This is a genomic window from Streptomyces sp. AK08-02, from assembly GCF_033795085.1.
In the GTDB taxonomy this organism is placed as follows: Bacteria; Actinomycetota; Actinomycetes; order Streptomycetales; family Streptomycetaceae; genus Streptomyces; species Streptomyces echiniscabiei.
The window spans coordinates 73,614-87,072 of record NZ_JARAZV010000008.1 but is presented as its reverse complement, the minus strand read 5'-3'; the positions used below and the strand labels follow the sequence as shown (position 1 = coordinate 87,072).

At 69.2% G+C, this 13,459-nt stretch carries 12 protein-coding genes and 1 pseudogene; 8 read left to right on the top strand and 5 right to left on the bottom strand.

Annotation, left to right across the window (positions count from 1 at the left end):
* Positions 1-36: 36 nt before the first annotated feature.
* Positions 37-656: pseudogene (locus PV734_RS17965) on the bottom strand (lyase family protein); the annotation flags it as partial.
* 81 nt (positions 657-737) lie between these two features.
* Between PV734_RS17965 and PV734_RS17960 the strand changes: the two are divergent.
* A complete protein-coding gene (locus PV734_RS17960) occupies positions 738-1,544 on the top strand; it encodes an SGNH/GDSL hydrolase family protein (RefSeq protein WP_319094916.1) in 807 nt (268 codons plus the stop codon).
* Between the two features lie 69 nt (positions 1,545-1,613).
* A complete protein-coding gene (locus PV734_RS17955) occupies positions 1,614-2,912 on the top strand; it encodes a DUF3533 domain-containing protein (RefSeq protein WP_319290269.1) in 1,299 nt (432 codons plus the stop codon).
* A gap of 84 nt (positions 2,913-2,996) precedes the next feature.
* Here PV734_RS17955 and PV734_RS17950 read toward each other — a convergent pair whose 3' ends face one another.
* Positions 2,997-3,572: a PadR family transcriptional regulator gene (locus tag PV734_RS17950; protein WP_319094913.1), complete on the bottom strand. Its 576-nt coding sequence runs from the start codon at positions 3,570-3,572 to the stop codon at positions 2,997-2,999.
* A 422-nt stretch (positions 3,573-3,994) separates the two neighbouring features.
* Here PV734_RS17950 and PV734_RS17945 point away from each other — a divergent pair, with 422 nt between their 5' ends.
* A complete protein-coding gene (locus PV734_RS17945; protein ID WP_319290267.1) occupies positions 3,995-4,873 on the top strand; it encodes an alpha/beta hydrolase in 879 nt (292 codons plus the stop codon).
* Between the two features lie 310 nt (positions 4,874-5,183).
* Positions 5,184-5,414: a hypothetical protein gene (locus PV734_RS17940; RefSeq protein ID WP_319094911.1), complete on the top strand. Its 231-nt coding sequence runs from the start codon at positions 5,184-5,186 to the stop codon at positions 5,412-5,414.
* Between the two features lie 203 nt (positions 5,415-5,617).
* On the opposite strand, the gene PV734_RS17935 is transcribed toward PV734_RS17940, so the two are convergent.
* Both PV734_RS17935 and PV734_RS17930 read right to left on the bottom strand, forming a co-directional pair.
* Entirely contained in the window at positions 5,618-6,187 is a 570-nt protein-coding gene (locus tag PV734_RS17935) for a TetR/AcrR family transcriptional regulator (protein WP_319290265.1), read from the bottom strand.
* A gap of 465 nt (positions 6,188-6,652) precedes the next feature.
* A complete protein-coding gene (locus PV734_RS17930) occupies positions 6,653-7,870 on the bottom strand; it encodes an acetyl-CoA C-acetyltransferase (protein WP_319290263.1) in 1,218 nt (405 codons plus the stop codon).
* A 481-nt stretch (positions 7,871-8,351) separates the two neighbouring features.
* Between PV734_RS17930 and PV734_RS17925 the strand changes: the two genes are divergently transcribed.
* Genes PV734_RS17925 through PV734_RS17910 form a run of 4 tightly spaced genes read left to right on the top strand, consistent with a single transcriptional unit; the run spans position 8,352 to position 11,715 of the window.
* On the top strand, positions 8,352-9,497 hold the full coding sequence (locus PV734_RS17925; RefSeq protein WP_319094908.1) for an acyl-CoA dehydrogenase family protein: 1,146 nt from the start codon (positions 8,352-8,354) through the stop codon (positions 9,495-9,497).
* Positions 9,498-9,539: 42 nt separating this feature from the next.
* Entirely contained in the window at positions 9,540-10,277 is a 738-nt protein-coding gene (locus tag PV734_RS17920; protein WP_319094906.1) for an SDR family oxidoreductase, read from the top strand.
* Between the two features lie 17 nt (positions 10,278-10,294).
* Positions 10,295-11,053, top strand: a complete 759-nt coding sequence (locus PV734_RS17915) for a glucose 1-dehydrogenase (RefSeq protein WP_319094905.1) — start codon at positions 10,295-10,297, stop codon at positions 11,051-11,053.
* A 35-nt stretch (positions 11,054-11,088) separates the two neighbouring features.
* The gene (locus tag PV734_RS17910; protein WP_319094904.1) at positions 11,089-11,715 is read left to right on the top strand and encodes a TetR family transcriptional regulator; all 627 of its coding nucleotides are present in this window, start codon (positions 11,089-11,091) and stop codon (positions 11,713-11,715) included.
* A 233-nt stretch (positions 11,716-11,948) separates the two neighbouring features.
* On the opposite strand, the gene PV734_RS17905 is transcribed toward PV734_RS17910, so the two are convergent.
* Positions 11,949-13,415 (bottom strand): class I adenylate-forming enzyme family protein, encoded by a 1,467-nt coding sequence (locus PV734_RS17905; RefSeq protein ID WP_319290262.1) that lies wholly within the window; start codon positions 13,413-13,415, stop codon positions 11,949-11,951.
* Between the last annotated feature and the right edge of the window lie 44 nt (positions 13,416-13,459).

Below are 13,459 nucleotides of genomic sequence, written 5' to 3'. Positions count from 1 at the left end.
ACAGGCCTCTGGGGGGCCTGAGTCGGCCGGTGTGGATCACCAGTGGACCACGTCGGCCGTCTGATGAGCCAACGACGTCTGCTGCCCCACCACGCCCTCGGCAGCGGCGGGCAGCAGGCCCTTCTCCAGGACGAGTTCGGCGACTCCCCGGCCGCTGACGAGGGCCTCCTTGGCGATGTCCGTGGCCGCCGTGTACCGGTGATGGTGACGTCGTTGCCGATCACCTCGAAGGCGACCTGGTCGACGACCTCGGGCATCACCGGGTTGACCTTGCCGGGCATGATGGACGAACCCGCCTGCACCGGCGGCGGGTCGATCTCACCGAGGCCCGCGCACGGCCCCGAGGACGGCAGCCGCGGATCGTTGCTGCTCTTGGAGAGCTTGACGGCGACGCGCTTCAGCACACCGGACACCTGGGCGAACGCGCCGCGGTCCTGGGTGGCCTCGACGAGGTTGGCGGCGGTGACCAGGGACAGCCCGGTGATGTCGGCGAGGTGGCGGCGGGCCGACTCGGCGTAGCCGGCGGGGGCGTTGCGGCCGGTGCCGATGGCCGTGGCCCCCAGGTTGATCTCATGGACCAGTTCGACGGCCTCGACTCCTGCATGAGCGGCGTCACTTTGCAGGAAGGTGAGCCCGGCGGCTATCTTCATACTCAATAATGCAACTAGGTGCCTAGTTGTTTAGTGATGGCCGTGTGCCACTTCTGCCAGCAGCGTTGACGAGAGGCGGTCGGCCCCGTGTCGAGCAGTGGGTACCTGCGCTATGTCGCCCTGGGTGACAGTCACACCGAGGGACTCGGGGACGGCGACGACGTCCGTGGCCTTCGGGGCTGGGCGGACCGGCTCGCCGAGCAGGTCGCCCGCCACAGCCCCGGCCTGCTCTACGCCAACCTCGCGGTGCGCGGCCGTAAGGCCGGTCAGGTGCGCGCCGAGCAACTGGCTCCGGCGCTCGCGATGCGGCCCGACCTCGCCACCGTGGTCGCCGGGGTCAACGACGTGCTGCGTCCGAGCTGCGACCTCGACGAGGTGGCCGGCCATGTCGAGGCGATGTTCGCCGCCCTCACCGCCCAGGGCGCCACCGTCGCGACCCTCATGTTTCCCGATGTCGGGCGTATCACGCCGTTGGCCCGCCCGATCGGTCACCGCGTGCTCGCACTCAACGCGCGCATCCGGGAGGCCGCCGGCCGCCAGGGCGTGGTGGTGGCGGAGACCGCCGCGCACGCGGCGGCGACCGATCCGCGGTTGTGGAGTACCGACCGGCTGCACGCAGGCCCACTGGGACACGCGCGCATCGCGGCTGCCGCGGCCCAGGCGCTCGGCCTGCCGGGCAGCGACGACAAGTGGACCCTTCCCCTTCCGGCCGAGGGGACAGACATCTCCGCTTGGAGGACCATGGGTGCCGAACTGCGCTGGGCCGGCACCTTCCTCGGCCCCTGGGTCGGCCGCCGACTGCGTGGCCGCTCCTCCGGCGACGGCCGCCGGGCCAAGCGACCGGCCCTGCTTCCGGTGGCCGCGTCCACCGGGGACACCTCCTCAGCCGTATGAGACCCCGCCCGCGACGACGCCGGCGGCTCCTCCTGCCGCACTTCTCTCTTCCTCGTACCGGAGCTGGAAATGAGTAACGCCCACCCCTTCCGCGTCCTGCGCGCGAAGCGTCTGTGGACCGTCAACGGCGCCATCGTGGGCTTCGTGGCACTGCTGTTCACGGTGTTCTACGTCGGCGCCAACATCGACCCTGCCGATCACCTGCACAAGCTGCCCGTCGGCCTGGTCAGCACCGATGAGGGGGCGAAGGTCGGTGGCAAGCAGACCGACCTCGGTGCACAGATCACCCAGTCGATCAAGAAGTCGTCCCAGGGCGGAGACAGGATCGACTGGAAGCTGATGGACGAGGACGAGATGAAGGAGGAACTGGGCAAGGGCAAGCTGTTCGGCGCGCTCGTCGTGCCCCGCGACTTCACCGCCACTGTCGCCGCCCTCACCGGCCCCGGGGCGGCCGGCAAGCCCGTCCGCCCGACACTCACCGTGCTGACCAACCAGTCCGCCGGCAGCATGGGGTCGAGCATGGCGCGGCAGGCCACGACGACGGCCGCGCGGTCGGCCTCCGCACAGGTGGGTGAACAGTTGACCGCTCAGGCCGCGGCCGCGCAGGCCCAACTGCCCGCTGCCGCGCGCCTGCTGCTGGCCGACCCGGCCGTGGTGCAGATCGAGGACGGGCATCCGCTCGACTCGCACAGCGGCCTCGGCCTGAGCGCCTTCTACTACTCCCTCGTCCTCGTCGTCTGCGGCATGCTCGCCGCCAACGTCATCAGCGGCCAGGTGGACCACGCCCTCGGCTACACCCACAGCGACATGGGCCCGCTGCGGGTCCACAACCCGCTGCTGCGCGCGACTCGCGTCCAGACCCTGGCCATCAGCAGCACGCTCATGATCGGTCTGTCCCTGTTCATGGGGAGCCTGGCCCTGGCCGGTGCGGTGGGCATCATGGGCATGGACGCCTCTCACCTGCCCCTGCTGTGGCTCTTCTCCGTGTGCACGATCGCGGTTGTCGGCATCGGCGGGCTCGGACTGCTCGCTGTGTTCGGCACGCCGGGGATGCTGTTCATCACGATCTTCTACATCGCCATGGCGGTACCGACGTCCGGCGCCACGGTCCCCCTCCAAGCCCTCCCCGGTTTCTACCGCGTCCTCGGCGAGTTCGAGCCCCTGCGCCAGATCACGGGCGCCGTCCGCTCGATCCTCTACTACGACGCCCAGGCCGACGCGGGCCTGACCCGGGGCTGGGTGATGCTGGGCGTGGGACTCGCGGTCGCCGGCCTCTTCGGCTTCGGCGTGACCCGGTTCTACGACCGCAAGGGACTCCATCGCATTCCCGCCGACGAGGAACCGCAGCCGCTCCTCGCCCGGGCATAGTCCGAGCACCGGTGAGGGGTAGGGCGGGCACGGCCGCCCCACCCCTCACTTTGTTGACTGATCGTGCAGGTGGGATCGCCGCGGTCAGCCGTCGGCCCGCGGTACGGCTGTGCGCTGCTCGAGCCTGCGCAGCGCCATGTCCCCCCACTGGAGGTTCTCCCGCTCGAACGACATCCCGCGCAGCAGGGTGAGATACGGGCCGATGCGCTCGGCCTCGGCGAAGTACGCCTCCTCGGAGCGCCCGTCGAGCAGGCGCTGCCGGAGCCGCTCGTAGTGGGCCAGCTTGGCGGTGGCCCACTCCATGCGCTCCGCGATGGCGGTCCGGACCGCTTCCATGTCACCCACGTCCACGCACTGCACCTTGACGAGCAACTCGTCCCGGACCACCGCCGGTTTACCCAAGGGCTCGGCGGTGTAGGCGCGGACGGCCTTCCGTCCGGCCTCCGTCAAGGAGAACAGCCGCTTGTTGGGGCGGCGCTCCTGCTCGACGACGCGGGCCGTGACAAGCCCTTCGGCCTCCATGCGATCCAGCTCCCGGTAGAGCTGCTGAGGCGTCGACATCCAGAAGTTGGCCACCGTCGTGTCGAACGCCTTCGCAAGGTCGTACCCGGACGCCTCACCCTTCAACAGCGCGGCCATCACCGCGTTCCGCAAAGCCATGGATGCACGCTAGCAGATTAATCAACTACCTGACTAATAGTCACACTTGCCCTGTAGACAAACCCTAACGGGCCATCTACTCTCTATTGCACCTATTAATCTTTTTGAGTACTAAGGGGGGCTCATGCTCCCCTTCCGCAAGGCCGTCGAGAGTGGCGACCCGGCCAGAGGTGCCGCAGTAGCCCTTGAGTGCGAAATCCGCGACCACTGTGCGGATGCCACTCTCGCGCCCCTCCTGTCCACTGGCCCTATGACCGTGACCGGCATCCTCCGCCTTGCACTCGGAAACCGATCGGTTTACGCTGATGGAAACCGGTCGGTTTCTCCCCGAATCCAAGGCCTGGTCCGTGGTCACGCCCCCTTCGGGCGGGCCCTGTCCGAATCACCCGTCCGCCGCAGTTCACACAAAGAGGAGCCAGCAGATGCCCAGCTCAGAATCACGTCCCACGATTACCGTTCCGGGGACCACCAGCCACACCATCGCCCCGCGCGGGGGACGCCGCAGCCACGAGGGGACCCTGCGTTACCTCAGAGCGGGCACCGGCGCTCCGCTGGTCCTGCTGCACACCGTGCGTACCCAGGCCGAGCACTTCCGCCACCTCATCCCGCTGATCGCGGACCACTACACCGTGTACGCCCTGGACCTGCCGGGGATGGGCTACTCCGAGATCGTGCCCGGTGCGTCGTACGACGAGCCGGCGATGCGTGCGGGCGTCGAGCGGCTGCTGACCGAACTCGACCTCCACGACGTCACGTTGGTCGGGGAGTCCATGGGTGCGGTGCTCGCCCTGACCGCAGCGGCCGATCTGCCCGAGCGGGTCCGGCGCGTCGTCGCGGTGAACACCTACGACTTCCCCGGCGGGATCACCCGGTCCAGTCTCCTCGCCCGTGTGGTGGTCGCCGGTGTTCTCACTCCGGGGGTGGGCCCTGTGGCCGCCGGGGTGGAGCCCAAGCCCGTCGTCCGCAGGATCCTGCAGGGCGGGGTGGTCGACAAGACCGCGCTGCGGGAGGACTACCTCGACGAACTCCTCCTGGTGGGCAGCCGCCCCGGCTACCCGACCGTCGCCCGGGCCGTGTACCAGAACATGCCCAGCCTCATCGCCGCCCGCTCGCGCTACCCCGAGGTCAAGGCGCCCGTCCACCTCGTCTACGGAGAGAAGGACTGGTCCCGCCCCTCGGACCGGGAAGCCAACAAGAAGCTGCTGCCGGCCGCCGACGTCACGCAGGTGCCGGGAGTGGGCCACTTCATCGCCCTGGAACGGCCAGACCTGCTGGCCGGCCTGCTGAACTCGGTGGCGTGACCGCGCTGAGAGCGCCGTAGTCACCCCCCGTTCGGGTGTAGTGCGGGACGGGGACCACGTTCGACCATGTGTCTGGCGGCGTCATGGCATGCAAAGGAGCAGGCGCGTGGCGCAGATCCAGATCGAGTTCGACGTTCGGGCAAGATGCGTGACGGTGCCGCGCGCGCGGATGTCTACCAGCCCGGCGGTACGGGGCCGTGGCCGGTGCTGCCGGCCCGGTTGCCGTATATGGCAAGCAGACGCCCATGAGGGGCGTCATGCTCGATCCGCTGGGCCCGGCGGGGCTTCATGGTGGTCGTCCAGAACACGCGTGGCCGGTTCGCTTCGGAGTCGGCACGACGAGGTGGACCTGCCCACCTTCCAGTTCGGCGGCTGGTACGACGTCTTCACCCAGGGCCCGCTCGACCGCGCCGCCCAGCGGACCACCCACCACAAGCCGAGTACCGAACTGGTACACGTCCGCGTGACGGCCAACCGAATCACCAACCAGCCGAACCGCCAGGCCGGCACGGCCCAACCCCGATCGCGGGTCAGCCCGTAAGCGGTCTGGGCCGACTGGAGAAGGCTTCGGGGGACCGCTGCCTAACTGTTGGGCGCCGACGTCGACGAGACGACGGCCTTCCTGGCGCGCGGCACGCCCGTCAACACCCCATCAGCCACCGCCCCCTCGATTGCGGGGAACCAGGGTCGGAGCCATCGGCTTGGAGAGGGCACAGTCACGGCGCCTGCTCGAGAGGGGGTGCGTCAGTGCATGCCTGCCGCATCGAGCAGGGTGATCACTGTGGGCGTGACGAGCCCGGTCAGACTGTCGGCGCCGATGCCGGCGCGGGCGCTGGCGCCGTCGAAGACCAGGATGAGCTGCCGGGCCAGCAGGTCAGGGTTGCCCACCCCGGCCCGTTCGGCCTCGGAACGGAAGAAGGCCGTCAGGTTCGCCTTGATCCGGTGGGCCACCCGGCTCGCGGGGTGGGCCTGGTCCTTGAGCTCGATCTGCACAGCCAGATACCGGCAGCCCTGGAAGTCGGGCGCGCCCGCCTGCGACTCCACCCGCTCGAAGACGTACAGGATCCGCTCGCGAGGGGAACGGCCGTCGTCCGCCGGCGGCAGGGCCCTCGCCGCGAAGGCAACGGCGCGCTCCTTCAGGCTCGCGGCCAGCAGTTCGTCCTTGCTCTCGAACAACTGGTACATGGAGCGCTTGGACACCCCCGCCGCCTTGCACAGCGCCTCGACGCCGATGCCGACGCCGTCTCGGTACGTGAGCGTGGCCGCCGCCTCCAGCAGCCGCTCCCTGGTACTTGGCTTCACTTCGGTGGTCATACCGCGAGAGTAACTCGATTCGGACGAAATGAAAACCGATCGGTTTACGGCGCTTTGCCGGTGCGCTCTTCGCGCCGCCCACGGGCCGGGCGGGCATGTGAGTACGGTCCGCCACCCCCGGGCGGCGGTCTTCCGAGGCTTCGTCCGGGCGGAGACGCGGTGCGGCCCCCCACCCCCGAAGCCGGAGAGTGCGGCCGCGACGAGGCCGACGGCCATCCTCTCCCAGCCCCCTGGCCATGCCCGAGCCCACTGGGCGCCGTTGTAGAGGCGCCGACGCGGCAGATGGCATCCTCGCGGAGACGATGCTCGTGCTCTGGCACAGTCTCGAGGACCTGCCCGGGCTCGGGAAGGGCCCCGTGACCGACCCCGACAGCGTGCCGCCCTGGTGTTACGGCGTCGCACGCGGCTGCCTGTCCAACGCCCGCCGGGCGGACGGGCGCGTGCCGGGACCGGACGGGCTACGCCCTAGGCGAGCCGCTCGATCAGCATCGCCATGCCTTGCCCGCCGCCGACGCACATCGTCTCCAGGCCGATCTGTTTGTCATGGGCCTGAAGGTTGTTGATGAGCGATCCGGTGATCCGCGCTCCGGTCATCCCATAGGGGTGGCCCAACGCGATGGCCCCGCCCGAGACGTTGAGTTTGTCCTCGTCGATCCGCAGCGCCTGTGCGGAGCCGAGCACCTGCACGGCGAATGCTTCGTTGATCTCGACGAGATCGACGTCGCTCATGGTCAGGCCTGCGTAGTCGAGTGCCTGACGGGTGGCCTCGATGGGGCCGAGGCCCATGATCTCCGGCGAGAGAGCGGTCACGCCGGTGGAGATGATGCGGGCCAGCGGCTGCAGGCCGAGTTCACGCGCCCTGACATCGGACATGACGACGAGGGCCGCCGCTCCGTCGTTGAGCGGGCACGAGTTGCCGGCGGTGACGGAGCCCTTCTCACGGAAGACCGGCCTGAGCGCGGAAACCGCATCGAGCGTCGTCCCCGGCCGCGGGCAGTCGTCCGCGGTCACTGTCGAGCCGTCGGGCAGGGTGATCGGGGTGATCTCCTTGCGGAAGTGACCGCGCGCGACGGCCTCCTCGGCTCGGTGCTGCGAACGAACCGCCCACCGGTCCTGCTCTTCGCGACTGATGCCCGTGAGGGAGGCGACGTTCTCCGCGGTTTCACCCATGCTGATGTACACGTCGGGCACCAGTCCCGACTCGCGAGGATCGGTCCAGGCCTCGTGGCTCGCCTGCCTGACGGCCGAGCGTGCCTGAGCGACACCGAACACGGGATTCTGCGTGTCCGGCCAGGAGTCCGAGTTGCCGTTGACAAACCGGGACACGGCCTCGGTGCCCGCCGAGATGTAGGCCGAACCTTCGCCTGCCTTGATCGCATGGAAGGCCATCCGCGTCGTCTGCAGGGACGATGAGCAGTAGCGGGTCACCGTGGTGCCCGGCAGATTGTCGTAACCCAGTTGGACCGCGACGTTGCGCGCCAGGTTGAAGCCTTGTTCGCCACCGGGCAGACCGCAGCCGAGGATCAGGTCTCCGATCTCGTCGGGGTCGAGTCCCGGGACCTTGGCGAGCGCCGCAGCGATCACCTGGGTGGCGAGATCGTCGCTGCGCATCTCCTTCAGCGACCCCTTGAACGCCCGACCGATCGGCGAGCGGGCGTAGGACACAATCACGGCTTCGGGCATCTGAGTGCTCTTCTCGGAGATCCGGCGGTGGGTTCTGTCCGGGCGAGCGGCTCTCAAGCTCCGGCAGAACAGGGATTACGTCAGCAAGGTAGCCACCCGGAACAGGTACTCCATAGGACGATCGCGCCTCGCCGTGGTACGTCCGCGCCAGACGGTCCCTGCCCGTTTCGTCTTGATTCGGGTACCTCGGCGAGCGCCTCGCCCCGGCCCGCCGTCCTCCCGCATGCCTCGGCGACCGAGGCAATCGCATACAGACGTTCGGCGGCACTGCGGAGCGAGCACACCACCGATCCGACTCCACTACGCGCGACGGCGGACCACCGTGGCGTACGTCATGTCCGCCTACCTCGCAGACGGGGTTGACGGAATCGACCCGCCCAAGAAAACTAAGCACTCGCATAGTTACTATGCACTCGCTTACTTCATGCTTCCTCCTTCCTGCTTCTTACTTCCTGTTTCCGGCGAGCGACGAGGAGCTCCTGTGCGCCGTACTGTCTTCGATGCCGACCACGAGGCCTTCCGGACCTCCGTCCGGGCATTCGTGGAGCGCGAGCTGCGGCCGCGCCAGGAGGAGTTCATCCGGCAGCGGGCGATCGACCGCGCCGCGTGGAAGGCCGCTGGGCAGCAAGGACTGCTCGGGCTGCTGATACCGGAGCAGTACGGCGGCAGCGAGGCGGGCGACTATCGCTTCACCGCGGTTCTGCACGAGGAATTCGCCAGGCTGTCGGTGGCATTCGCCTCCTCGTTCACCATCCACTGTGAGGTCGTCGCCCCCTATCTGGTCGAGCTGACCACCGAGGAGCAGCGTGAGCGCTGGCTGCCGCGGTTCTGTGCTGGCGAGCTGGTCACCGCGATCGGTATGACCGAGCCCTCGGCTGGTTCCGATCTTGCGGCCCTGCGGACCACGGCCGTACGCGACGGCGAGAACTGGACCCTCAACGGCTCCAAGACCTTCATCACCAACGGCTTCGGCGCCGACCTCGTGGTCGTCGCCGCTCGCACCAGCCCGGAGAAGGGCGCCAAGGGCATCACGCTGTTCGCCGTGGAGACGGACATGCCCGGTTTCGAGCGCGGACGCAAGCTGGAGAAGGTCGGTCAGCACGAAGCCGACACCGCCGAGCTGTTCTTCCACGACGTGCGCGTCCCGGGCGCCAACGTCATCGGCGAAGTCGACCGCGGCTTCATCCACATGATGGAGCGGCTACCGCAGGAGCGGATCGGTGCCGCCGTGCTCAACCTGGCCCACGCCGCGCAGATCCTGGACGAGACGCTGGAGTACGTGAAGGAGCGGAAGGCCTTCGGCCAGTCCGTGGGCTCGTTCCAGTACAACAAGTTCCGGCTGGCCGAGATGGTCACCCAGATCGAGGTGACCCAGGCCTTCGTCGACCAGTGCGTCGCCGCCCACGTCACGGGCCGGCTCTCGGCGGTGGACGCGGCCAAGGCCAAGTGGTGGACAGCCCAGGTGCAGAACGAGGTCCTCGACGCCTGCGTCCAACTGCACGGCGGGTACGGCTACATGAACGAATACCGGGTCGCCCGAGCCTGGCAGGACGCCCGCGTCACCAAGATCTGGGCCGGCTCGAACGAGATCATGAAGGAACTCATCGGCCGCGACCTCGGCCTGTAAGGCCCTTGGACGCGGACACCACCATCCGGATTGGAGCGCCCCATGGGCAACCTCAGCTTCGACTTCACCGGCCACACCGTGATCATCACCGGCGCAGCCCGCGGCATCGGCCTCGAACTCGGTCGCCACCTGCGCACTTCAGGCGCGGACGTGGTCCTGGTCGACCGAGACGAGGACGAACTCCGTGCGGTGGCGAAGGAGTTGGACGCTCTGTGGGTGGCCGCGGACGTCGCCTCCAGCGCTGACGCGGAGCGTGTCGTCGCCACCGCGCTGGCCGAGACCGGCCGCGTCGACGTCCTGGTCAACAACGCCGGGATCCTGCGCGACGGCGTCCTGTGGAAGCTCACCGACGACGACTGGGACGCCGTACTGGCTGTTCACGCGGGCGGCGCCTTCCGGTTCACCCGGGCGTGCGTCCCCCACTTCCGCGCGCAGAGGTATGGCCGGGTGGTCAACGTCACCTCCTACTCCGGTCTGCACGGCAACATCGGCCAGGCCAACTACGCCACCGCCAAGGCCGGGATCATCGGCTTCACCCGCACCGCCGCCAAGGAGCTCGCCCGCTTCGGCGTCACCGTGAACGCCATCTCCCCCAACGCGGAGACCCGCATGGTCTCTTCCGTCCCCGCCGAGAAGCGCGCCGAGCTGACCGCCGGCATCCCGATGGGCCGCTTCGGCGACCCGAGCGAGATGTGCGCGGCTGTCGCCTTCCTCGCCTCCGAGGAGGCCGGCTACATCACCGGTGCCGTGCTGCCCGTCGACGGCGGCCTGTCCATCTGACCTCTCTGGAGCCCTCTGTGAACATCCTCGACCGTTTCCGTCTCGACGACCGCGTCGCCATCGTCACCGGCGCTTCCTCCGGTCTCGGCGTCGCCTTCGCCCAGGCACTCGCCGAAGCCGGGGCCGACGTCGTCCTGGCCGCCCGACGCACCGACCGGCTTGCCGACACCGCCCGCCTCGTCGAGGCCACGGGCCGCCGCGCCCTGTGCGTCAAGGCCGACGTCGCCTCGCCCGACGACTGTCACGCGGTCGCGGCGGCCGCCGCGGACTTCGGCCGCGTCGGCGTCCTGGTCAACAACGCCGGCGTGGCCGGTGCGGTCCCGGCCGGCCGGGAGACACCGGAGCACTTCCGGCGCATCATCGACATCAACCTCATGGGTGCCTACTGGATGGCCCGGGCGGCAGCCCAGGTGATGACCGGCGGCGGCTCCATCGTCAACATCGCCAGCGTCCTCGGCCTCGTCAACACCGGCCTGCCGCAGGCCGGTTACTCCTCCTCCAAGGCGGGCCTGCTCGGTCTCACCCGCGACCTGGCCGCCCAGTGGAGCCACCGCAAGAACATCCGTGTCAACGCCATCGCCCCCGGCTACTTCGCCTCCGAGATGACCGCCCGTCAGGACGCCGGCAACATCGACGACATCGTCCGCCGCATCCCGCTTCCCCGCACCGGCGAACCCGAGGAACTCGCCGCCGCGGTGCTCTTCCTCGCCTCCGACGCCTCCAGCTACGTCACCGGCACCACCCTCACCGTCGACGGCGGCCTCGTCATCAGCTGAGCAGACCGACAGACGTGATCCGCGAGAATGGGCGCGTGACAACCATCGCAACCGACGACCTGTGGGGCGAGGCCCGCCCCGGCTCCCGGCGCATCCTCGAGGCGGCACTCACGGCCTTCGCCGCCCGCGGCTACCACGGCGCCTCCACCCGCGACATCGCCGCCGCCGCCGGGATGAGCCCGTCGGCCGTCTACGCACACCACCGCACGAAAGAAGACCTCCTCCACGCGATCAGCCTCGCCGGCCACCGCAGCGCACTGGCGGCAGTGGAAAACGCCTTGGCGGAGGAGGTGACGGCGGTCGGCCGGCTACGGGCGCTGGTTCACGACTACACCGCCTGGCACGCCCGCCACCACCAGCTGGCCCGCGTCGTCCAGTACGAGCTCGGCGCACTCGCGCCGGACCACCGTGACGAGATCCTCCGGCTCCGCCGCCGCACCGAGGAAGTGGTGCTCGACGAGATCGCGGCCGGCATCGCGTCCGGGGCGTTCCGCACCGAGGACCCGGGCGGTGTGGCGCTGGCGGTACTCTCCCTCGGCGTCGACGTCAGCCGCTGGTACGCCCCCGGCGGTCACCACACACCCGTCAGCCTCGGCCGCCGCTACGCGACGCTGGTGCTGGCCATGCTGGGCACCGACCACCGGTCCGCGACCGCAGGCTGACGAACGCCGTGGTGAGTCGCGGCGGTCGGACGCGGCGCGGAACGTGGAACCGTTCGCCAGATGCTCGCCCCTTGCCTCGCGGTCGTCCATCCGCACCAGCATGCCCCTGAAGCATTGCGCCGGGCCCTCCTTGCACCTTCGGAGACGATCGGGTGGCGGGAGGGAATCCCGCCCCGCGGGCCACCCGACCTCAGAAGATGGCGAGCCCTCGATGACCGGGCATCTGCTGGTGGTCAGTGGGATGACAGAGCTGCGGCGTGAGCGGCCCGCAACGAGGGCTTGTCGATCTTGCCGACAGCGTTCTTGGGGAGGGCGTCGACCACGAAGAACGACGTCGGCCGCTTGTAGCCACTGAGGTGTTGCGCGGTCATCGCTTCCAGAGCCGCGGGGTGGACGGTCGTACCGGGCCGCGCCTGGACGTAGGCGACCACCACCTCTCCCCACTTGTCGTCGGGCACACCGATGACGGCGGCCTCGAGGACAGACGGGTCAGCCGTGAGGACGTCCTCGATCTCCTTGGGGTAGATGTTCTCGCCGCCACGGATGATCATGTCTTTCGATCGCCCGACCAGGGTCAGGTAGCCGTCCGCGTCCAGGTGGCCCACGTCGCCCGTGTACAGCCAGCCGTCCACGATCGCCTTCGCCGTGTCTTCCGGCCGGCCGAGATAGCCACGCATGACGTTGGGGCCACGCACGATGACCTCACCGTCCACGCCGGTCGGCAGCTCGTTGCCCTGCTCGTCGACGATCCGGAGCTCCTGCCCCGGGACTGCGACCCCCACGGTGCCCGCGCGGCGCGGACCCGCGACGGGGTTGACGGTGGAGAAACAGGTTCCTTCGGACAGCCCGTACCCCTCGATGATGGGGAAGCCGTACCGAGCCTCGAATCGGATCGGCAACTCGGCGGAGGCGGGTGCCGCGCCGCACGTGCCGTAACGCAGCGAGGACGTGTCGGGGCGAACGTCGGCCGGCAGCGCCTCGAGCACGTTGTAGATCGTGGGCACGGCACTGAAGTAGGTGGGCCGCTCCCGCTCGACGAGATCGAAGAAGGTCTTGGGGTCGAATCGGTCGGTGATGAAGACACTGCCGCCTGCCACCAGCGGCATCAGCACGCTGACCACGATGGCGTTGACATGGAAGAGCGGCAGGATCAGCAAGCAGCGGTCGGTCGGCCCGGTCTCGACCACCCGGCACCCCATCGCCGCCATCGCGTCGATGTTGGAGTGGTCGAGCATCACGCCCTTCGGTACGCCCGTCGTTCCGCTGGTGTAGATCAGGAGTGCCGGCGCGGTCGAGTCCGGCTGCGGCGTCGGCCCCGGCCCCAGCGCCTCTCCGTACAGGTCGTCGACGGCCAGCGTGGCGACGCCTGCAGCGGTCGTGGCGTCCTCGACGACCAGCACACGTGCGCCCGAGTCGTGGAGCTGCCGTGCGACCTCACCCTCGGTCAGGCTCGGATTGACCGGGGTGACGGTCGCCCCGAGCCGCCAGACCGCGAACAGCAGAAGCACGAACTCGACGCGGTTCCTCAGCTTGAGCGCCACGACATCGCCAGTACCGATCCCAAGGTCCTGAAGGTGACGGGCAGCAGCCCGGACACGGGTCAGGAACTGGGCATCGGTGAGCGACTGACGCCCGTCGGCAACCGCGGGCCCATCCGGAGTGGATGCGGCGCGACGGTCGGGCAGAGAGGCGAAATTCATGGTGAGGTCACCTATCGTGGTGTGGCGCGTTTCAACGCGAAGGC

Excerpts from the sequence above, each read along its gene's own strand:
- PV734_RS17955 (WP_319290269.1), top strand. The coding sequence starts at position 1,614 with ATGAGTAACGCCCACCCCTTCCGCGTCCTGCGCGCGAAGCGTCTGTGG.
- PV734_RS17950 (WP_319094913.1), bottom strand. The coding sequence starts at position 3,572 with ATGGCTTTGCGGAACGCGGTGATGGCCGCGCTGTTGAAGGGTGAGGCG.
- PV734_RS17945 (WP_319290267.1), top strand. The coding sequence starts at position 3,995 with ATGCCCAGCTCAGAATCACGTCCCACGATTACCGTTCCGGGGACCACC.
- PV734_RS17935 (WP_319290265.1), bottom strand. The coding sequence starts at position 6,187 with ATGACCACCGAAGTGAAGCCAAGTACCAGGGAGCGGCTGCTGGAGGCG.
- PV734_RS17930 (WP_319290263.1), bottom strand. The coding sequence starts at position 7,870 with ATGCCCGAAGCCGTGATTGTGTCCTACGCCCGCTCGCCGATCGGTCGG.
- PV734_RS17920 (WP_319094906.1), top strand. The coding sequence starts at position 9,540 with ATGGGCAACCTCAGCTTCGACTTCACCGGCCACACCGTGATCATCACC.
- PV734_RS17905 (WP_319290262.1), bottom strand. The coding sequence starts at position 13,415 with ATGAATTTCGCCTCTCTGCCCGACCGTCGCGCCGCATCCACTCCGGAT.